Source organism: Pseudoalteromonas sp. SWYJ118 (assembly GCF_015864505.1).
GTDB classification, from domain to species: domain Bacteria; phylum Pseudomonadota; class Gammaproteobacteria; order Enterobacterales; family Alteromonadaceae; genus Pseudoalteromonas; species Pseudoalteromonas arctica.
In genome coordinates, this window is record NZ_JADYXC010000002.1 from 165,697 (window position 1) to 186,697 (window position 21,001).

Annotated in this window: 16 protein-coding genes and 1 pseudogene; 5 read left to right on the forward strand and 12 right to left on the reverse strand. The window is 37.6% G+C overall.

Annotated features, from left to right (window positions below; genetic code table 11):
* Positions 1 to 172 precede the first annotated feature (172 nt).
* The 4 genes from I6F48_RS03415 (at position 173) to I6F48_RS03430 (ending at position 5,628) form a co-directional block, all read left to right on the forward strand.
* The gene (locus I6F48_RS03415) at positions 173 to 1,501 is read left to right on the forward strand and encodes a GH1 family beta-glucosidase (protein ID WP_197118807.1); all 1,329 of its coding nucleotides are present in this window, start codon (positions 173 to 175) and stop codon (positions 1,499 to 1,501) included.
* A gap of 32 nt (positions 1,502 to 1,533) precedes the next feature.
* Entirely contained in the window at positions 1,534 to 3,060 is a 1,527-nt protein-coding gene (locus I6F48_RS03420; protein WP_197118808.1) for an MFS transporter, read from the forward strand.
* A gap of 75 nt (positions 3,061 to 3,135) precedes the next feature.
* Positions 3,136 to 4,137 carry a LacI family DNA-binding transcriptional regulator gene (locus I6F48_RS03425; RefSeq protein ID WP_166421328.1) on the forward strand — a complete coding sequence of 334 codons (1,002 nt, stop codon included), beginning with the start codon at positions 3,136 to 3,138 and terminating at the stop codon, positions 4,135 to 4,137.
* Positions 4,138 to 4,458: 321 nt separating this feature from the next.
* Entirely contained in the window at positions 4,459 to 5,628 is a 1,170-nt protein-coding gene (locus tag I6F48_RS03430) for an MFS transporter (RefSeq protein ID WP_197118809.1), read from the forward strand.
* Here I6F48_RS03430 and I6F48_RS03435 read toward each other — a convergent pair.
* The 8 genes from I6F48_RS03435 to I6F48_RS03470 all read right to left on the reverse strand — a co-directional run bounded on the left by I6F48_RS03435 (position 5,625) and on the right by I6F48_RS03470 (position 15,288).
* The gene (locus I6F48_RS03435) at positions 5,625 to 6,140 is read right to left on the reverse strand and encodes a M23 family metallopeptidase (protein ID WP_197118810.1); all 516 of its coding nucleotides are present in this window, start codon (positions 6,138 to 6,140) and stop codon (positions 5,625 to 5,627) included. The genes I6F48_RS03430 and I6F48_RS03435 overlap by 4 nt on opposite strands.
* A gap of 72 nt (positions 6,141 to 6,212) precedes the next feature.
* The gene (locus tag I6F48_RS03440) at positions 6,213 to 6,482 is read right to left on the reverse strand and encodes a YrhK family protein (RefSeq protein WP_007583304.1); all 270 of its coding nucleotides are present in this window, start codon (positions 6,480 to 6,482) and stop codon (positions 6,213 to 6,215) included.
* A 155-nt stretch (positions 6,483 to 6,637) separates the two neighbouring features.
* Positions 6,638 to 7,978 carry an SPFH domain-containing protein gene (locus tag I6F48_RS03445; protein WP_010553499.1) on the reverse strand — a complete coding sequence of 447 codons (1,341 nt, stop codon included), beginning with the start codon at positions 7,976 to 7,978 and terminating at the stop codon, positions 6,638 to 6,640.
* The gene (locus tag I6F48_RS03450; protein ID WP_197118811.1) at positions 7,971 to 8,309 is read right to left on the reverse strand and encodes a methanolan biosynthesis protein EpsI; all 339 of its coding nucleotides are present in this window, start codon (positions 8,307 to 8,309) and stop codon (positions 7,971 to 7,973) included. Before I6F48_RS03450 ends, I6F48_RS03445 begins: the two co-directional genes overlap by 8 nt.
* 237 nt (positions 8,310 to 8,546) lie before the next feature.
* Positions 8,547 to 10,040, reverse strand: a complete 1,494-nt coding sequence (locus I6F48_RS03455) for a hypothetical protein (protein ID WP_197118812.1) — start codon at positions 10,038 to 10,040, stop codon at positions 8,547 to 8,549.
* Between the two features lie 432 nt (positions 10,041 to 10,472).
* A complete protein-coding gene (locus tag I6F48_RS03460) occupies positions 10,473 to 13,565 on the reverse strand; it encodes a pilus assembly protein (protein ID WP_197118813.1) in 3,093 nt (1,030 codons plus the stop codon).
* A gap of 556 nt (positions 13,566 to 14,121) precedes the next feature.
* Positions 14,122 to 14,532: a hypothetical protein gene (locus tag I6F48_RS03465; protein WP_010553497.1), complete on the reverse strand. Its 411-nt coding sequence runs from the start codon at positions 14,530 to 14,532 to the stop codon at positions 14,122 to 14,124.
* A gap of 351 nt (positions 14,533 to 14,883) precedes the next feature.
* Positions 14,884 to 15,288, reverse strand: a complete 405-nt coding sequence (locus I6F48_RS03470) for a hypothetical protein (protein WP_165741922.1) — start codon at positions 15,286 to 15,288, stop codon at positions 14,884 to 14,886.
* A gap of 379 nt (positions 15,289 to 15,667) precedes the next feature.
* On the opposite strand from I6F48_RS03470, the gene I6F48_RS03475 reads away from it, so the two are divergent.
* A complete protein-coding gene (locus I6F48_RS03475) occupies positions 15,668 to 16,216 on the forward strand; it encodes a hypothetical protein (protein ID WP_197118814.1) in 549 nt (182 codons plus the stop codon).
* Positions 16,217 to 16,346: 130 nt separating this feature from the next.
* Here I6F48_RS03475 and I6F48_RS03480 read toward each other — a convergent pair whose 3' ends face one another.
* From I6F48_RS03480 to I6F48_RS03500, 4 genes and pseudogenes are all read right to left on the reverse strand, one after another.
* Entirely contained in the window at positions 16,347 to 17,597 is a 1,251-nt protein-coding gene (locus I6F48_RS03480; protein WP_197118815.1) for a cation:proton antiporter, read from the reverse strand.
* Positions 17,598 to 17,890: 293 nt separating this feature from the next.
* On the reverse strand, positions 17,891 to 18,298 hold the full coding sequence (locus I6F48_RS03485) for a hypothetical protein (protein WP_197118816.1): 408 nt from the start codon (positions 18,296 to 18,298) through the stop codon (positions 17,891 to 17,893).
* A 188-nt stretch (positions 18,299 to 18,486) separates the two neighbouring features.
* Positions 18,487 to 19,299, reverse strand: a pseudogene (locus tag I6F48_RS03490) (alpha/beta fold hydrolase).
* A 399-nt stretch (positions 19,300 to 19,698) separates the two neighbouring features.
* Positions 19,699 to 20,172: a hypothetical protein gene (locus tag I6F48_RS03500; protein WP_197118817.1), complete on the reverse strand. Its 474-nt coding sequence runs from the start codon at positions 20,170 to 20,172 to the stop codon at positions 19,699 to 19,701.
* Between the last annotated feature and the right edge of the window lie 829 nt (positions 20,173 to 21,001).

The following is a 21,001-nucleotide window of genomic DNA, read 5'->3' on the forward strand; positions in this document are numbered from 1 at the left end:
TTGACCTACTTAGCAATAGCCACTAACCTAAATATGGAAGCGCTTCCTTAAAGTTATTAAATACCATCCCTAGTGATTAATCAAATTAAATATGGAAGCGCTTCCATCAATGCAATTTATAAACTATAAATAAAAGCAAAATTTACTACAAAGAAGCAGAGGTTTTCTCTTAATGAAACAATTATCTTTACCTAGTGGCTCACCACTTTTAGCCAAAAATTTTACTTATGGTGTAGCTACGGCCTCATTTCAAATTGAAGGCGGCGCAGCTGATCGCTTGCCATGTATTTGGGATACCTTTTGCAGTAAAGAAGGCAAAATAGTCGATAATTCAAATGGCGATATAGCTTGCGAGCACTACACTCGCTGGAAAGACGATATAGACCTAATAGAGTCATTAGGCGTAGACGCTTACAGACTTTCTATTTCGTGGCCGCGCGTAATGACTAAAAACGGTCACTTAAACCCGACAGGCGTTAAGTTTTATACCGATATTTTAGATGAATTAAAACGCCGTAACATTAAAGTTTTTGTAACGCTGTACCACTGGGATTTACCACAACACATTGAAGACGAAGGTGGCTGGCTAAACCGAAACACCGCTTACGAATTTGCGCATTACACAGATTTAATCACTAAAGCTTTTGGTGAACGTGTGCACTCATACGCCACCTTAAACGAGCCTTTTTGCAGCTCTTACTTAGGTTACGAAATAGGCGTACATGCTCCGGGTATCGTAGGTCGCGAATTTGGTCGTAAAGCCGCGCACCACTTATTACTAGGTCACGGTTTGGCTATGCAAGTACTTGCTAAAAACAGCCCAAATACACTAAACGGTATTGTACTTAACTTTACGCCTTGTTACTCCGTTACCCAAAGTGAAGAAGATTTAAAAGCCACTGCATTTGCTGATGACTACATAAACCAATGGTATATGCAGCCTGTAATGCAAGGTCAGTACCCTGATATTATTAAGCAGCTACCTAAAGCCCACCGCCCTGACATTTTAGAAGGTGACATGGAAATAATTGCTCAACCGCTAGATTACCTAGGGGTTAACTTTTATACCCGCATGCATTATCAAGCAAGCGATACCGACTTTTATCATGAGCTGCCACATAAAGCGCCAATGACCGATATTGGCTGGGAAATTTATCCTAAAGCGCTTACAGAATTACTTGTATCGTTAAACGAAAAATACACCCTACCGCCTATTTATATTACCGAAAACGGTGCAGCCATGGCTGACGAATTTAAAGACGGTGAAGTAAAAGATAACGACCGTATTGAATATTACCACGAACATTTAAATGCCCTGCATAACGCAGCCGAGCAAGGCGTAAAAGTAGATGGTTACTTTGCGTGGAGCCTAATGGACAACTTTGAATGGGCAGAAGGATATTTAAAACGCTTTGGTATAGTACACGTAGACTACAACACACAAAAACGAACTGTTAAAGCCAGTGGTAAAGCGTACACTAAACTCATAACAAGCCGATAAATTATCGGCTTATAACAATAAGAACACACACTGTGAACAAACTCCCTTTATACGAAAAAGTCGGTTACGCCATGGGCGATGCTGGCGCTAACTTAGTATGGCGCGGTGCGCTTGCTTATTTAGCGGTGTTTTACACCGATACATTTGGCATATCGGCGGCTGCCGCTGCCATGTTATTTTTGGTTGTAAGGCTATCTGATGGCGTAACCGATATTATTATGGGTATGATTGCCGACAGAACGCAGTCGCGCTTTGGTAAGTTTCGACCCTGGATACTCTACTCAGCACCGTTTTTGGGCTTGTTTATGGTGCTGTGTTTTACCACACCCGACTTTAGCACCACCAATAAACTTATTTATGCCTACGTAACATACATAGGTTTAACGCTTGCTTACACCGTAAGTAACGTGCCCTACTCGGCACTTATGGGCGTTATGACACCCGACGATACAGAGCGCACAAAGCTCTCTGGTTTTAGGTTTGCTGGTGCCTTTACTGGTGGTTTATTAGTGATGGGTTTTTTACCTGAGCTAGTGGCATTTTTTGGTGGCGGCGACGATGCCAAAGGCTATCAGCTTACTATGTACTTATTTGCTAGCTTACTTATTATTTTAATGGTTATAACGTTTGCGACCACTAAAGAGCGTGTAACACCGCACGCCTCAAATGAAGGGAATTTAAAATCAGAGTTATTTGATTTAACTAAAAGCCTGCCATTTATAATCCTACCTTTGCTTGCTACCACCTTGTTTTTTTATTACCGCGATTTATACAGCGGCGTATTTTTTGCCCTTGTTATGGCAGCAATGACGTTCGTTATTAAAAAATTACTTAATAAAGATAAGCAAAGCTTAACGGGATCACAGCGCGATATGGTTGATCTTCTAACCAACAAACCTTGGCTGGTATTACTGGGTATTGGTTTTTTAACCATGATGTTTAACGGCATAAAATACGGCGTAATTGCGTACTACTTTAAGTACCACGTAGCTAATGAACTCATGGCTGGGCAATACTTTATCGCCTTGTTGGTTGTATCTATATTAGGCGCACTTGCCACAGGTAAACTGGCCGAAATTATGGGTAAACGAAACCTATTTATTACATCGCTAATGCTAAGCGGCATACTCACTACCGCATTTTACTGGGTCCCTAGCGATAACCTTATTGCTGTATTTACCTTTGGTTGCGCTGCTGAATTTTTTGCCGCGATGATGCCAACATTATTTTTTAGTATGCTTGGTGATTCAGCCGATTATTCAGAGTGGAAAAACAAACGCCGCGCTACAGGCCTTATTTATTCTGCAGGTACATTTGTACAAAAAACCGGTGGTGGTTTTGCAGGTGCATTAGTATTAGTGGTACTTGCAGGCTACGGCTATAACGGTATGGATGAGCTAACAATTACGCAAGCCCTACCTGGTATGCAGTTACTTATGAGCTGGATACCTGCCGCATTTGCTTTTTTAGGCGCCGCATTGATGCTTATTTATCCGCTTACTTCAGCGATGACACAAAAAATAACAGAAGACTTAGCAATTAGACGCAGTAATGTGTAAATTAACTTTTAATGACCCTTCGCGCTTTATATTTTTATAAAGCGCGAGTAAAAACACATATAAGCTAGGACATCAATGGCGACAATTTATCAAGTATCAGAAATGGCAGGTGTGTCTTTATCAACTGTTTCAAGGGTGCTTAACGACAACGACTACGTAAGCAAAAAAACTAAAAAAAAGGTATTAGAAGCAATGAAAGAGCTAGGCTATCAGCCAAGTTCTATTGCGCGCTCTTTGGCGTCTAGCACTACAAACAGCGTCGGTATTTTAGTTTCTGAGTTGGATGGTCCGTTTTTTGGTCAGATGATGTCAGCCATTGAAGAGCATCTTCGTATTGCGGGTAAACACGTTATTATTACCCCTGGGCACAGTGATGAGAAAAAAGAAAAAAGCGGCTTTGAGTTTTTAATAGGCCGTAATTGCGACGCTATTATTGCCCACGTAGAAGCGGTATCAAACGAGTACCTAATTGAGTTAAGTAAAGGCAAAACCCCTATTTATTTAATGAGCCGCTACGTTAAGGAAATTGAAGATAACTGCATTAGCCTCGACAACGTAATGGGCGGCTACTTAGCCACTAAAGCCATGATCAACAAAGGTCATAAAAACATTGCGTACATAGCAGGCCCGCAGTTTAAAGAAGATGCGTCAAACCGTTTAAAAGGTCACAAAAAAGCCCTAGCAGAATACAACCTAACCTTTGACGAAAGCTTGTATTATGTGGGCGACTTTAAAGAAACCGGTGGCAGCGACGGCTTAAGGCATTTTATTCAAAATAAAGCGCAAATAACCGCTCTTGTATGTGCCAATGACGAAATGGCATCGGGTGCTATGAAATACGCCCGCGAACACGGTTTTAACCTACCAAAAGATTTAGCCATTATTGGGTTCGATAACGTAATTTTTACCAATTACCTCTACCCAACGCTTACTACAATAGATAACCCAGTTCCCGAAATGGGCAGAGCTGCGGCTAACTTAGTGCTTAAAGACATTTACAAAAAAAGCGGCATAACAGTAAAGCACGTGTTTCAGCCAAAGCTTATTTTAAGAGACTCTACACCCGATATTAATTAACTTTAAAAAGTTACGTGCAGCATGCGATATGTGCCTGTCAGCTTGCATTAAAAATCTGTTAAACCCTATTCCACATAGGGTTTAACACTAATAAATGCTCACAAATATAAAACAATATCTACATAAAAACACTACAATAAAAAGCATAATAGATCCGATAATTTACCTAAAAGATCGTTTTAAAATGTATTTATATTGTTTAATAAAATATCACTTTACTTATTTTTGATTTGGCTCTAAATTCGCGCAAATTTTATTATTAAAGTAACCTCTCAAACTTTAAAACAGTGGTTATTTACCTTCAAGAGTCGATAAACACAAATGGCCGAATTAGCCGCCACAAGCACCTCTAATAACCCTTTAGCGCCTGTTATAGGGCTGTCATTTTTTGCTATCGCATCAGGCTTTTTAATGAGCCTTATTCCGCTGTCGTTACCCGCATTTAAGCTTGATGAAAACCTTGCGCCTTGGCTTGCGAGCATTTTTTACTTTGGCTTACTTGTTGGCGCTACAACCATTGAACGCGTGGTGGTAAAAATAGGTCATCGATTCGCTTTTATATTATTTTTAAGCTTATTAATTGTAAGCGTACTGGCACAGCTTGCTATTCCAAATATGGGTAACTGGTTAGCGGCTCGCTTTATTGCAGGTATTGCTGTTGCCGGTGTGTTTGTCGTTGTTGAGTCTTGGTTATTAATGACCAACACAGCAAAGTCGCGTGCTAAACGTTTGGGCTTATACATGACCTCACTTTATGGGGGTAGCGCCGTAGGTCAGCTTGCTATAGGGCCGCTTGGCACCGAAGGTTCAACGCCTTATTTATTTGTAGCCTCGTTATTATTTTTAGCTATTTTAGCGCCTTTATTAATAACCAAAGGTCAGCCCGAAAAACAGCATCTTGAAAAACTACCACTAAAAGAAATAAAAACACTAAGCCACCCTGCAATGCTCGGATGCTTAGCTTCAGGCTTATTACTGGGCCCTATTTACGGCTTAATGCCGGTTTATATTTCAGCGCAGACTGATCAAGCTCAGTACACAGGCACACTTATGGCGGTTATTATTTTAGGCGGCATGGTCGTGCAACCGCTTGTGAGTTACTTATCTACTCGGCTTGAAAAAAGCTTATTAATGGGTATGTTTTGTTTAGTAGGTGCAGCCGGTGCTGTGGGTATATTACAAGCAAACACCTTAGCAGGATTAATAGTAAGCTACTTAATACTAGGCGCGTGCAGCTTTGCACTTTACCCGATTGCTATAACACTTGCGTGCGACTCATTGCCAATGGCAAAAATAGTATCGGCAACTGAGGTTATGCTTTTAAGTTACAGTATTGGTTCGGTATTTGGCCCTATGCTTGCTGCAAATTTATCTGATGCACCCAACGGTATTATGTTTTATTTAGCAGGCTGTTTAATCACTACCTGTATTTATATGTTTATTAAAAGCATTAAAAATATTCGCGCGGGTAAAACCCCAGTTGCAGGCTAATTAGTTTTTAATTTATCGTGTGGACTTAAAAAAAACATCTTTTTCCAGCCTTGGCTTTGCGTTGTATAAAGCCATGGCATGGGCACTAATGATAAAATAGAATAATGCACATGAGGCTGTTTTCCTGCGGCATTTCCGGTATCGCCCAGTAATCCAATTTGACTGTTTATGCTTACTACATCACCTGTACTTACAGAGTAGTCATTTAAATGTGCAAAGTAATGCACGCGCCATTTAGGCCCAAGCACCGCAACCACTTTACCACCGCGAGTTAACTCACCTGCAAATATAACAACACCGCTTGTTGAGGCAACTACGGGAGTATTTTTTTTGCCAAAAATATCAATCCCTTTGTGCACACCCGACCTACCCCAAGGTTCATACCAAAATGTATTATGGTTCCAATCTTTACTTGTAGCACCTTGTACCGGAATCATTATTTTTTCGGGAATTAGTAAGCCTATAATTAATAAAGTAGCTATGCCAATTGCAATCCACTTAAGTGCTTTCAATTCTCTATCCTTGATATTTAAATTATTAGCCATAATAACTGAACTCATCATGAGTCGTATTTATGGTTTTATTTATGGAGTTTTATTTGAATGAAATACCCGACTAACATGCACTAAGCTGATCAATTTCAAAACAGGTTTTATAAGTAATTGAGCACTGCCCGCTATAAACAACCATGTGCCACTTTGCACTAATGCATCATTTAAAAAGAAAAAACTGCCAATTAAAAACCACACTGCAATCAAAAAATCGTTAAACGCTCCCAGTGCTTCATATCGTCGCTGAATGGTAATATGCTCTTGTCCTAAATCTAAAATAAACTGATTACTGTTCGAATCCATAACTGCTCACTATTTACCTTTTATTACCTAAATACATGTTTAATAAGCCTCAAGGCTTACCTAAACAGTACAATAACAAAATTTACGCAATAAAAAACGCTGGCCGATGTAAGTCAGCCAACGTTTTTATTATTTGTACAATACTTAACTAACGTTTATTTTTTATCTTTTTCTAAACGCTTTTTAAGACTCAATGCAGCGTCAGCGGCTAATAAACGCATAAATTCAGAGCCATTACTTTGCTCGCCTTGGCCTGCGCCTATTACAATTTCAGGCACTAAACGGCTATTACCTAAGCTTGTAAATAAAGCAGTTTGAATTTTAACTTCTGCTTTTAGCGTTTCATCAAATACATACTTAGGATCAAGTGCAGCAGACTTAGCTCTTAAACGAGCCTCAGCTAAAACGTCCATACCTAATGCTTCTAAGCGTTGTTGCTTTAAAATCTCTTCTTGTTCTTTTGCAAGCTCCGCTTTTACAGCCACTCGTTGCTGCGCAGAAATAATAGCATTTGCCTTAATTCGCTCAGCATCAATTTGCTCTTTTATTTTTAGCTTTTCAGATTCAGCACGTTGCTTAGCAATTGCTTGTTCACCTAAAGCCACTTCAGTACGTGCTTGTTGCTCAGCTTTTTTAAGGTTTTGACGCGCTAGTGCTTCATCAGCAGCAGCTTGCTTTTGCGCTTCAAGGCGAGCATTTACTTTGCTTTCATAGTCAATATCAATAATGCTGGCATCAACTACTGTAATACCGTAAGCGCCTAAAATAGGTGCATTACGCAGTGTATTACCTTCATCGTCCATTTTAATATTAATAGTGACACGCTGCTGTTTACTTAAATTACCTAAATCGTCAGATTTATCGCGCTCACCCGTACTAATAATTTGTTCAGTAACAAAAATACCGTTTGTTAATTGATCAGCAAAATCTTGGCTTAATTGACCATTACCACCAGAGTAATGTTGCTCTACCGACATCATACGCGCCGACGCTTTTACATTTTCAGTGGTTGCACGCATTAATAAATTAGATATTAATGTTTCTTGTGAACCAAACTCTTCGTGTATTTTAAGTAAACCACGTAAAGCACCCGATTCAGCTGCTGGTACATTGCCTGGCAATCTAAAACGAGAAACACCTCGTGCGCCACCTGTTGTCGTATCTAAAAATCGAATTGGTATTAGCGGTACAATTGCGCTTGCTGTTGCACCGGCATCGCCCGTAAAGTTAATCGAAATTACTTTTTTATAAGCCGATGTAGTACCAAACGCTTTTAAATAAGGGCCGGCTTGATTTATTACTGTCAAGTTACCTGTAAAAGCCGATTGATGTACTAAACGCTCATCTGCTTCATTCCACGAAACAACTTGCGATGTAAGGGTTGCAATTACGGCTAATACAACAACAATTGATGAAACAACAATTACATTACGACGACCAAATCGACTCATAAATGAGTCACTTTTTACTGCTGGGACTGCTTTTTCGCTATCCATTTTTATTACTCTCCATGTTTAATTTCTTTTTAACAAAGTAAATAATTTCCTGTTCACTCAAATGTGCACAAAAGCTACCAGAGCGATGTAACTCAACAAATGTTGCAAGGATTTCTTCTTTACCTTTAGCTGTTTTATCTTGGTTTTCTTGTGTTTGATTTTTTTCTGTTAGTTGAGTGATTAAATCATCCACTATTGTGTCTTTATCAAATAGTACGTTGTATTCTTTGGATTTTCTTACCCGACTTTTATGTACGTTGCTGTAAATTACATAAAGTGCAACGCATAAAATAATAACAAGTAAACTTAACCCACTAATATAAAAAATCATAAGCTCTACTTAAATTAGTTTAAATACTTAATGAGCAATAACAATTGTAAGCATTGCTTAACAAATGTTAACCCAGTAATTTTACAGTAAACCCGAGTAAAAAACAGATTAAAAATAGAGTTCATCAAGTATATAGTTATAACCGTACGTAAAAGTAAGCTTTTTTAAACAAAAAAATGCCAGTCAGTTATTAACTGACTGGCACTAAGCTAAATATTTATTAAAGTGCTTTTTACATTATTCGCATGGAGCCCAATCAACACCATTTTCACCGCACTCATGCAGCATTGTTCCATCTTCTCGGCGGGTATCTCTAAACCATTGCCCTTCAATTGTCTTTGTAATACGTACGTTGTCTGTGGTTTTGTATTTACGCCAAAAGCTAGCATCAATAGATGTTTCGTCATCAAACTTATAAGGCATAGCAGCGAGTACAGTAACTAAATCTTGAGTTTCTAGATCAGCAGCTTTGTCTTTAACATTTACCCAATCAGATAATGTTTGAAAGTCGGCATTTTCCTCTCTAAAGGCAAAGTCAGTTTGGTAATACGATCCCGACTCAGTATAGCTAATGCTAAAACCTCGCTCGAACGGTGTATCTAAATTATCACTAACGCATTCATCAGCTGTTGGAAAGTTAACCGATGGGCTTGTATTATCAACGCCATAAAGCACATTGCTTTGCTCAAAACTAACGCTCTCAATGCTAGAGCATCGGTAAGTACGATCGGCGTTAATGTAAACATCGTCTCTAACTGTTAATTTTCCATTTAACGACTCTTCGCCCCAAGGCGTATCTGTTGAATCCAATCGAGACAAAATAACGTCAATTTTGTCGAGTTCGTCTGTATTTTGAAGCTTTACTTGCTCATAAATAAGCTCAGCGCCCGCAAAAATAACTTTATCGCGGTACCATGCATTTTCAAATCCATACTCTGCATCTTTTGCTGTGTCTTGGTAAATCACTGCTCTTACTTCTTCTGCATCAGGATACTGAGCATCTAGCTCTTGCTTGAATTTATAGGCAGCTTTTAGTCCCTTAACAATTGCTTGTGCTCTGTCGTAAGCATCACTGTCACTAGTGGCAATAAAATCTGAGTAAATTTGCTCTGTCGACAAATTATAATGCGCAACCAAGTTTTGCATAACATTTGTTATTTCGCTTTGAAGGTTTGCAAGTAGCTCAGTATTTTCTTTAAGTGCATCACAGCTTAAATTATTGTTACCACTTTTTTGTAATTGAAGGCTTAACTGCTCCCAAATAACGGTTGTTAAAGGTGATATATTTCGAATATCTTCATCAGTCAAAGCCTCAATTGAGGGCGGAAATGACATTTGATACGCTTGTGTTACCTCTCCTAAGTCCTCGTCAATTGCGCCAACAGGTACATCAACATACATAGTTGAATACGGCACACACAGCGCCTGCTCTTCTGTAAAATTAAAACTATAATTACCCGATTCTTCAGAGACTACAGAAGGTTCTGTTTGCTCATCAAAAGTACCATCGCCATCAATATCTAGCCATACTATTGCACCAGATACATAGCCATCAATAACCTTTCCAGTAAGAGAGATAGTGTTAACTTCTACGGGGTCTACTTTTATAGGGTCAGGCTTAGCTACAACTGGCTCTACAACGACCACTTTATCATCGCCACCGCCGCCACATCCAACAAGGCCTAGCGTAAACGCTAATGAAATAGCTAACTGACTTTTTTTAAAAAACATACAAATACTTCCTTTTTTGCACTTTAATTATTATTAAAAATCATATTGTTATAAATTGAATTGGTTACTTTAATAAATAACAAGTAAATTTAAACAACAGAAATTTATTGAATATTTATGGGGGGATGGCAACAAGTTAACATGCCCTGTACCTATATAGTTACACGCCATGTTAAATTTTGCTCTTACATTTGTTAATTAAATATAACTAAGACCAGCTATTGTTGACTAATATGGACTACAGGTACCTAAAATAAAGGGCTTGAGTGATAGGCAGTATTTTGTAAATGAATGTGTATTATACATAGGTTGGTTTAGAGCGCTTCGATAACTATAAAACAATTATATAAGCAAACCATCAGCATTTTTGATTCGCTCTTAAAATTAAAAAGCCACCTAATTAAGGTGGCTTATGTTTATTGCATTGTGTTTTTAATGTGCCTGACTATCGTTTTCTTCGCGTTTATAAATATATGTTTGTTGGGTTTTAAAGCCAAAACCAGTTGGTTCAGCGCCATTTACTAGCTTAACTTTTCCACCTTCAACATTTAAATTTGGCCCAAGTATTTCAATAGCTTTTATCGGCTTATCAGAACCTTTAACCCCAGGGCCTATTAAATAAAACTGACTAACTTGCGTTACATCCGTTGCATCATCCCAATCGCACTTACCATCCGCATCATTATCTGCACACGACGGGCCTTCCCCAAAAAATAGTTTCGGTGTATCTGGTACATCATTACTTGTTGCAAATTTCACATCGTCATAAACCTTCGTTCCATAATGCAAATGAAAGGCATAAAGCGAACCACCGCCACCCGTTAACGAACATTGGTTTTGTGTTGATGATGAAGATGCAGGCGTAAAGGAAGTAAAGTAAGCAACCCCACCAACGACCGTTGCTGCAGCAAGGGACTTTTCGCCCGTCCCTAATTCGTATCGCCACCCTTTAAATTCGGCTAACTTAACTTCAAGATTAACAAATTTATCTACGTCATCAAGTGCATTACCAAATGGGTCTTCATTCATTTTCATTAAATCATCTGGCACTATTGGGGCTGGAAATTCAGTAAATATTTTTGTTAGGGTGTTTTCATCGCGGATCATATACAGCTGATCTTGCTCATTAGTAGCAAGTGGGTTTGAACGATTTCCGCTACCTATAACTATTGCGTCATACGGGGTATCTAAACGGGTCGTAATCATTTCACCACCATAATTGGTCTTAGTAACTTTACTAAACAGCGTTCTAGCAACTAACGGTTTATAAAAAAAACGTCTGTCTTGTGACGCTAATGTACTGCCAAGTTCAGCAAGTTTAAAGTGAGTAATCTCATCTTCATCATCGGTGGGAATATCTACACGCCAAATATTACCGCCAGTATCGGTTGCATAAATTCGGTCAATATACCCATCGTAATCTGAGTCAAGCGTAGTTACATCCGCTGCAATACTGTGCTCTCCGGTAAAACCATGTTCATCTGGAGTGAGCGCCCATACCTTTTCGCCAGTTTTAGCATTAACAATGTAAATACCTAGCCCGGTTTCATCTGTTGTTCTAATCGCATTATCTTTGTTTGTATCGTAGCCTGCGCCAAATATCAGCAATGGATCCTCACCAAACGCTTTAATGTAAGCAATTTGAGGTTTAGACCATGTTTGTGCTAAATATTTAAATTCTTCAGAGCCACCAACAATTGGCTTATTCCATAATTTTTTAGGTTTTTTTGGGTCACTTATATCCAGGCCGTAGTAATTTTTACCGCCTCGGCGCATGCCTGTAAATGCCCAAACTTCATCGCCCTCACTTGCTTTAACAACACCATCATTTAAACCATCAGTGTTTAAACTTTTATTATTAAAGAACACACTTATAGGGCCATCCATGCCATACACTTTTGTATTTGCGAGATTACTCCGCAAAGCCGGAATGTTTTTTAATAAGGCAGCAGGTGTAAAAGCCCACCTTTCTTCAACAGTATCGCCTTTGTCTTCGAACATATGTAAAAAGCCGGCATTGGTACCAACAAGTATATGAATACTTCCATCGCCGTAATCTATAGATACCGGTTTTGAATGCAAAGGATCGCCAAAAATATTGATTCGCTGATCTACTGATGAGTCATCACCATCTTCATTATCAACATCAACCCCTCGTGCCCAGTTAATATCATCTTCCTCTAAAGTTAACCCAATATTAGGAATCAAATCAGGGGCAAGATCGGTAACTGTACTTGTCGCTAAATTTAAAATGGTTTGTACTTTATCAAAAGTAAAATCAATAATACTGCCCGTTTTATCTATGTAGATTTTACGGCTATCAGGGTCTAAAGTTGATAAAAGTAAATTTACGCCACCCTGAGCTACTAAATTCCCATCTGCAGGCTTATTAGTTGGCAGCCAAAATGTTCGCGCTTTCTCATCAATTAACCCATTTTCATCAAGAGCTATTTTATCAGTTGAATCGACTATATTTGCACCAGACACTTTAAGCTTTTTTAAATTCCCGCTCCAGCGTGCGCCTGTTTCTGGGTAAAACATCGCAAAGTAAATTGACTCTCGGCTACGTGTTTGGTCAACATTATTACTTGCTACCGTAGGAGATGAAAAACTATCGTTAACTTCGCGTATTTTCGATATTGTATTATTAAGCGCTTCAGAAAGTTCAGTCGATGTATCTGCATGTAAGTACTCGCCTCCTCCCAATAAAGCGGTTTTTTCTAATAACTTTTTACCATTTGTACTCATGCCACTACCAAAACCGATAGTAAAAACGCGTCCGGTATCAGCAACCTCTGGCGTGGTCTCGTACAAGTCAACTTCAACATCTCTTGTGCCATGTATTATTTGAGCTAAAGCAGCCAAATAGCTATTACTTGTAGTACTAGGATATGAACCAAAAGTAGATTTGTATAATGATTTGATATCATTGTTTCGGTTAGTATCATTTTGAGGATCACCGTCAGTCATCAAAATTAAATTGATTGAGTTATCACAACGTACGTCGGCACCAACTGCTTGGGTAAATGGTGATATGTATCGAGAGTTATTGTCGTAGTATAGAGAACCAGTTTCAGCAGAAAAATCGCGCTCATTTGAGTTTTGGCCGTAGTACACTTTCTGACCTGTTAGATACAAGTAGGCTTCCCATAGGGTTTCTGTAACTGGGGTACTACCAGCTGCTGGTAAATTGTGAATTTGGCTTAGAATTGTAGAATGGGGAGATCCAAGGCCAGCCATAATATAGCCGCCATTATCATTTTTAAAACGCATCAAACCAAAATCGATAGAGCTATTATCGGTAACTAACTGACTCATTGCACTGATACCGGCATCTACTTTTCTTATACCGTTGGGTAAAAAGTTTCTCATACTTCCAGATGTATCAAAAACAATGATTACACGTGGTTTTTCGTCGGTTTCAACATTATGGTTTACGTATAGTTCTATATCTTCGGCAAATACAGAAAGGCTTATACCTACCCCGAATAACAAGGCAGCTATTTTTTTTAGTTTGAATTGCATTTTTAAATCCCTTTATTTGCGCTTTTTATTTTTATTGCACAAGTTAATAACTACTCTATTCCCTGTTTAATTTTTAGTAATATTGAGGTGGGACTAAAAATAAAACAAAAGCCATATCTAGCTATTCATCACAAAACAGTGATTAGCATCCACGTGGCGTCAATGCTATAAAATATATATTACTTCGATTTTCAAATAAAAACAGACTAAAGTCAAAGACATTAGGTTTTATTATCAATTAAAAACAACAACTTAAATAAAACAATCCCGTTTTACTGCACAGTTTAGTCACGTCAAAAAATAATATTTTTACCTATGTTTCTATATTTATAGATCTATGTTTTAGGTAACAAGTACTTACCAATATAAATTAGTAACGTAAGGCTATAAAAATCACTCTTAAGAGTACTATTATTCAGTAAAGCTGTTTTATTAAAAGGAGTGTATTTAATAGGTAACTACGGTTATGCAAACATACAAAAAAGCCCATATTAGGTGCTACCTAATATGGGCTTTTATACTCTCGCTAAATTATAAGCGCTTTATGCAAGCATTCTTATAAAGATAACTCTTTTTTAGCGCGAGTTAAGTTATGCGTTACAAGTGAGTTTTTAGAAATTTGAACCGCTTCATATAAATCAGAAATACCCGCAGTGTCTTTTTGAGCCTTAATACGCGCTACACCACGGTTACTTAATGCAAACGATGTAAGTTCACGTACTTTTAAACGCGGACCATGGCTTTGCTTAAGTAAAGCAATTGCTTGTGTACAAATAGCTTCTGCTTCTTCGTAGTTTTTTGATTCAACAGTTAAAGCACAGCTATTAAATGATTTTTCAAATGCAGGTGCTGCAGTTACAGAGTCTTCAATAACCATTAATTTATAATCACCTTGATTAGCCATTGCAGCAGCTGAGCAAGTTAATAATGAGCCAAGAGCGATGGTTTTTAAAAGTGTAAATTTCATGATTATATTCCTAATTAGTTAAGTCGTACTTGTTGCCGACAAATAAACTTTAGAGTGTTAGCTCAATTACCACAAACGATAAAAACAAACCTAATAAGTGAATAAATCTAACCTATAGACTTTAGTCTAACATCTATAAAAATACTTAGTAATTACAATTAGTTAAAAACCATGCAAATCACTAAACAATAAATAGCAGAATACAGTTTTTTTATTTTTTAATAACACAATACAAAGTTAATAAACACGAAAAAGCCGATGTTGGGGTTTAACCCAACATCGGCTTTTTTACTCTCGCTATTTTATATCATGCTTTAGTAAGCACTTTATAAAACACGTTATAAACGTTTTTTATAACGATAACTCTTCTTTAGCGCGAGTTAAATTGTGCGATACCATTGTGCTGTTAGACAATTTTGATGCTTCGTATAAATCAGCAAGTGCAGCAGTATCGTTATGCGCTTTTAAACGTGCAACACCACGGTTGCTTAATGCGAATGACGTAAGTTGGCGTACTTTAAATTTAGGGCCATCTGCGTCTTTTAAAAGTGCGATTGCTTTAGTACAAATTTCTTCCGCTTGTGCATAATTTTTTGACTTAACATTCAGTGCGCAGCTATTAAATGATTGCTCAAGTGGCTGTGGCGCTGTTGCAGTTTCAATAACCATTAATTTGTAGTCACTTTGATCAGCCATTGCAGCAGCTGAACATGTTAATAGTGAGCTAAGAGCGATAGTTTTGATAAGTGTTTTCATGATTATATTCCTGATTAGTTAAGCCGTGCTTGTTGCCGACAACTGAACTTTAGTGAATTAACACAACCCCGACAAACGATTAAAACAAACCTAATAAGTGAGAAAAATTAACCTATAGACCTTAGTCTAATGCGTTTGAACTTTTTCTATATATTTAAATAACTTACGCACTATCTTACGTGCCTAAAATCGCTACTTTGCATTTCAAAATACATATAATTATTTATGCTTTTATTTAGTCGGTTTTATTTTAAGCACCTTGCTTTGGCATAGCTGAATAACAATCAAACAAATTTACACATTTAATTACATGCAATACTAAGTCATGTATTTATAATTACGGCTCTGGTAACTTTTCATCATTAATGGGTTCACTTTTTTGAAACACACACTCCCCCTTTTTGTTTTATTAAGCACGCTTTTAGCATTTAGCCAAAATGCTGATGCAAGGCTTTTACTTGGTAATAATACGCCTAACACCGGTATGTTTATAAAATCAGAATTTAATGGCGATAGCAGCATTACATCTGTTGGTGTCGAAATGATGGTCAAACAAAATAACAGTCACTTTGGTGTTATTTTTACAAGCGCAATTGGCGCGGCAGTAGTCGATAATAAACAAGGCGAGCAAGAAGAGTTTATTACCTGGGATAATGGAATGAAGCTTGGCTATTTTAATGACTTTTTTATATACGCCGAGCTTGGCTTAGATCTGTTCGAACTCGCCTTTAAAAACGACAGAGGCGATAACATCTATCAAATAGATAAATCGGACAACGATATAGACGGCTATGCAGGTATAGGCGCGGGTTATCACTTTAAGCCATTTAAAATAGAAGTATTTACTCGAGCACGCCAAATAGATGGCGACTACTGGGAAGCACAAGAACATATTTACAGCGGTGTTCAGTTGTCACTTACTTTTTAATGGTACTTGTAATCTTCGCTCATCTTTATTATTGATTGCTCAGAACAGTAAAAGCCCGTGAAATAGAACTATTTCACGGGCTTTTTAAATGAATTATATTTAACTCAATTTATAGTTAATCTATTTATATTTAGCGAATGCTTTTAGCAACCTTACCAATACTTAAACCTTGCACCAAAATAGAAAACACCACTACAGCATAAGTCAGTGCCAATAGAATATCGCGTTCAGTGCCATCGGGTAATTGCAGCACTAGCGCTACCGAAATACCACCGCGCAAACCGCCCCAGGTTAATACTTTCCACGCGCCTAAAGGTAGCTCAAGCTGTTTACCAAAAGTAGTTGTAGTTATACCAACAACCATAAGACGTGCTAGCAACGCAATAATAATAGTTAAACCGGCCGCTATAAATAAGTTACCTGAGTAGGCAATCATCACAACTTCAAGCCCGATTAAAACAAACAAAATAGCATTTAAAATTTCGTCAATCAGTTCCCAAAACAAATCAACATACTGACGTGTTTTGTCGCTCATGGCCCAGCTTCGGCCGTGGTTACCCACCATTAAGCCCATCATTACCATGGCAAGTGGGCCCGACAAATGCCAATGGCTTGCAAGTGCATAACCACCAATAACGCCCGCTAAAGTAAGTAGTACTTCTTCTTGGTAACTATCAATACTTTTAAGTAAGTAATATAAAATACCCCCCAGCACCAAACCAAAAACAATACCACCACCGGCTTCAACCGCCAGTGTATGCGCCACATAATACGTGGTAGGAATATCGCCACTAGATAAAATACCCAGTAAAAGCACAAAAATCACCACGCCAATACCATCGTTAAATAACGACTCACCCGCTATAACAGTTTCAATACTTTTTGGTGCACCCGCTGATTGTAAAATCCCCATTACCGCAATAGGATCGGTTGGCGAAATTAATGCGCCAAACAGTAAACACCAAATAAACGACAAGTTAAACCCAAGTAAAGGCATTACAAAATAAAGCGCGCCTGCAATAATAACCGTAGATAACAACGTACCAACACAGGCCAAAATACCTATTGGCAATTTATAGCGCCTTAAATCGCTAACATTTACATGCAGCGCCCCAGCAAAAAGCAGCATAGAGAGCATGCCATCGAGCAAAACCTCGGTAAAATCTAACTGATCGAGCAAGCTCACTTCGTAATCTATAAGATCATCAAACCCTAAAAAGCCCAAAAATATAGCGCCGATAGATAAAAGCATCGAAATAACCATAACGCCAATGGTTGTTGGCAAGCCAATAAAGCGATGGTTTACATAGGTGAGTAACGCGGTAATTGATAAAAATATCGCACTTATTTCAAGTACGCTTAGGCTGGTTCCTGGTGCCATGGTTTAAATCTCAATATTTATTTAATGATACCTTGCTCAAAACAAGCAAAGCAGAAGGGTTATTATTTTTTATACGGTTATCTCGCATTATATTCGCGTAGCCTAAACAAGCATACCCAAAATATTAATTATAAATACACACCCTACTCTATTAACATATTTAAGGTATTAACTTACGCATTAAATAAAACAAAAAAGCCCATGTTAGGAATTAACCTAACATGGGCTTTTTTACTCTCGCTATTTTATAACATGCTTTTGGTAAGCACTTTATAAAAGCATTTATAAAATACTTATAAAGAAAGCTCTTCTTTAGCGCGAGTTAAGTTATGCGATACCATTGTACTTGTAGACATTTGGTTTGCTTCGTATAAATCAGCAAGGCCAGCCGTGTCGTTATTCGCTTTTAAACGTGCAACACCACGGTTGCTTAAAGCAAATGACGTAAGTTGGCGTACTTTAAATTTAGGGCCATCTGCATCTTTTAAAAGTGCGATTGCTTGTGTACAAATTGCTTCAGCTTGTGCGTAATTTTTCGACTTAACATTCAGTGCGCAGCTATTAAATGATTGCTCAAGTGGCTGTGGCGCTGTTGCAGTTTCAATAACCATTAATTTGTAATCACTTTGCTCAGCCATTGCAGCAGCTGAACATGTAAGTAGTGAGCTAAGAGCGATAGTTTTGATAAGAGTAAGTTTCATGGTCGTAGTCCTGTTGGTTAAGCCGTGCTTGTTGCCGACAACTGAACTTTAGAGAATTAACACAAAACCGACAAACGATTAAAACAAACCTAATAAGTGAATAAATCTAACCTATAGACTTTAGTCTAATGCCAAATTACTAATTTACAGCAATTGATATTTATATAATTAGCAACCAAACCCACACCTTATTGAGTGCGGTCAAGTAACTTAATTACTTGGGCTACAACCATTTCTGGCTCATCATTTTGCGGGTAGTGATAGCTCTTATTTGTTATTACTATTTCACCTCGAGGAAAGGCATTAGCCCACTTTGAATGTAAGTCGCCCCACATTTCACGCGCTTTGTCGGTAAAAAATAATACAGATGGCTTTTTATACTTTTTAACTGAGGCGATAACAGTCACGGGTATATCAGAAATTTATGGATAATCTGGTAGCGGGCGTTTTGCCCAAAAATCTAAATACTGATTCGACATTCCATTTTTCATGTCATCAAGCTTTATGGCAGCAATTTCTTTTTCAGCACGAGGTAAATCAATCGCGCGCATAATATCTACATCGTGCTCTGATCCAGGCTCAATTAGCATTAGTGCTTTAATATGATTAGGGTATGTTGCAGCAAATACACGCGCAATATAAGCACCATAAGAATGCGCAACATACACAACAGGCTCTTCTACTTTAAGTGCTTTAAGCAATTGCAAAGCCTCTGCTGCATATTCTTCTGAGCTATAGTTTTTCTTTATTTGTGCAGAGCCGCCATTACCAATACGAGAATACCGTATAACTTTAGCGTGCTGAGTAAGTGATTCAAAAACCGGATCCCAATCACTTAAACCAGCAGAACCACCCGCTTCAAGCAAAATAGTATGTTTACCTTTACCGGCTAGCTCGTATTCAACGTCAAAGCCATTTACTTGAACTTTAGCCAGTTCAGCTAAAGCACTATGTGAGATGAAAACTGAGCAATAAATAATAACTTTTATTAATGATTTCATTGTTATAAATGAGTAGTGTTATTGAAATAATCTTACAATATTAAGCACTTTTATGTATAGTTTCTAGTAATATTAGGTACAAATGAGATTAGAGCCTTTAGAGTTTAAAGGCGTGAGCATGAAGCCGAAGTTTGATGTGGGTTTTGTAGACCTTGAAGCAAAGTACTATCTCGGTTCGTATGTACTAACCCACCTAAACGATAATTAAACCACATTTAAACAACTAATTATCGAAAACGTTCACAAGTTCCTAAAAGCCGCTAACCCCAACTGGCCTGGGCAATTAATACCGATTAATGGTAATTGTACATTGGTTGGAAAAATTATTTTTACGAGTAAGTAGCTTTAGTTTTACTAAATTATAGGCACAAAAAAGCCCGCGTTTGCAGGCTTAGTCTTTTAATGTTGGTATTTTACTATAAGCTCTGTTGATATATTTTTGAGCTTATCAACATTGCTCTTAACTTTACCCATTGCCTCTTCAAATGGCAAAGTCTCAAGTGATTTATGTTTATCTCGCAGCTCATCTATTTGCATCTTTACTTCTGAAAAATAAAGGTTTGAGAGCATTTCCATTTTATCAATAGAGTCTATAACTTTATTGTTACTTAATGATTTCGTTTGAAGTTGATTTTTACACTCAAAAACATAGTTAAAGCTATACTGTTGATACTCCATAATTACATTATAGAACTCTTCTATTTTTTTTATATATATTTCTTTTTTTGCTCGCTTTGATAAAAAGCACTGATTGAGCAAAACAACTAATATCGCGATAACTGCAGAAACAAGAATTGCGATTAATTGCGCTTGTTGAGCTTTATCTGCAAAAATTAAGAACAACCAATCCATAATTGAGTATAGCCAAGCCATATTAAGTACCTTAAATTAAAAGTAATATAAAAACACACTAGAGGCTGTTGTTCTTTGTAGTACGTATATTGAACAGTTCTCATTGCAAGCCACATCATAGCGAATGCTAAAGCGAGCATTGAATGATAATTTCATTCAAGCTTTTCATGCCTTATGCCGAACCCTCATATTGTTTGAACCGACCAAATGCACTCTCAACTAAGTGCCTATATCTTGTACATACACCAATTAATATATTCATTACCCACTAAACTGTTGTCCTTCTGTGCAATAACGGGTGTAGCGCTATTATCACGAATAAACTGTCTTAGTTTTTCAGTATCGTAGCCTTTGTCTGCAACAACCACATTACTCGTTGGGCAATTAGTTTCGAGTTACTCTGATTGCGAAGGCAAGCCATAATATCAAATTGAGTCTTCTAAAGCCTGAATACAAATAGAAATACTGCGTATATCTACATTAACCATGAAATTGAACCTTCGTACAAATTTTGTATTATAAATGAGTATATCTAATGCCTCAAAAAATATCACTGAGATCAAATATTGTGCTCATACTTAATAACTATCCAATAACGCCTCATTTATCACCCAAACCTATAAACTCCTTCGCCCATATGCCATAATCTAAATAATTCATTATTTTAGTAACTTGGCGCGTATTTAGGCGCTTTTAAGTTAACTACTCAGGGTTTTCAGCATGGCATATCAAGAGCAAAATCAAGCAACAATCTATTGGCACGACTATGAGATAGCAACATTAAGTATATGTTTTTTAAAACGTAAAAATAATATTTAAAATATTTTATACACATATATATACACAACTC

Coding starts and splice junctions, on each gene's coding strand:
- I6F48_RS03430 (WP_197118809.1), top strand. CDS start 4,459: ATGGCCGAATTAGCCGCCACAAGCACCTCTAATAACCCTTTAGCGCCT.
- I6F48_RS03455 (WP_197118812.1), bottom strand. CDS start 10,040: ATGTTTTTTAAAAAAAGTCAGTTAGCTATTTCATTAGCGTTTACGCTA.
- I6F48_RS03445 (WP_010553499.1), bottom strand. CDS start 7,978: ATGGATAGCGAAAAAGCAGTCCCAGCAGTAAAAAGTGACTCATTTATG.
- I6F48_RS03460 (WP_197118813.1), bottom strand. CDS start 13,565: ATGCAATTCAAACTAAAAAAAATAGCTGCCTTGTTATTCGGGGTAGGT.
- I6F48_RS03415 (WP_197118807.1), top strand. CDS start 173: ATGAAACAATTATCTTTACCTAGTGGCTCACCACTTTTAGCCAAAAAT.
- I6F48_RS03500 (WP_197118817.1), bottom strand. CDS start 20,172: ATGGCTTGGCTATACTCAATTATGGATTGGTTGTTCTTAATTTTTGCA.
- I6F48_RS03440 (WP_007583304.1), bottom strand. CDS start 6,482: ATGGATTCGAACAGTAATCAGTTTATTTTAGATTTAGGACAAGAGCAT.
- I6F48_RS03465 (WP_010553497.1), bottom strand. CDS start 14,532: ATGAAATTTACACTTTTAAAAACCATCGCTCTTGGCTCATTATTAACT.
- I6F48_RS03425 (WP_166421328.1), top strand. CDS start 3,136: ATGGCGACAATTTATCAAGTATCAGAAATGGCAGGTGTGTCTTTATCA.
- I6F48_RS03485 (WP_197118816.1), bottom strand. CDS start 18,298: ATGAAACTTACTCTTATCAAAACTATCGCTCTTAGCTCACTACTTACA.
- I6F48_RS03470 (WP_165741922.1), bottom strand. CDS start 15,288: ATGAAAACACTTATCAAAACTATCGCTCTTAGCTCACTATTAACATGT.
- I6F48_RS03450 (WP_197118811.1), bottom strand. CDS start 8,309: ATGATTTTTTATATTAGTGGGTTAAGTTTACTTGTTATTATTTTATGC.
- I6F48_RS03480 (WP_197118815.1), bottom strand. CDS start 17,597: ATGGCACCAGGAACCAGCCTAAGCGTACTTGAAATAAGTGCGATATTT.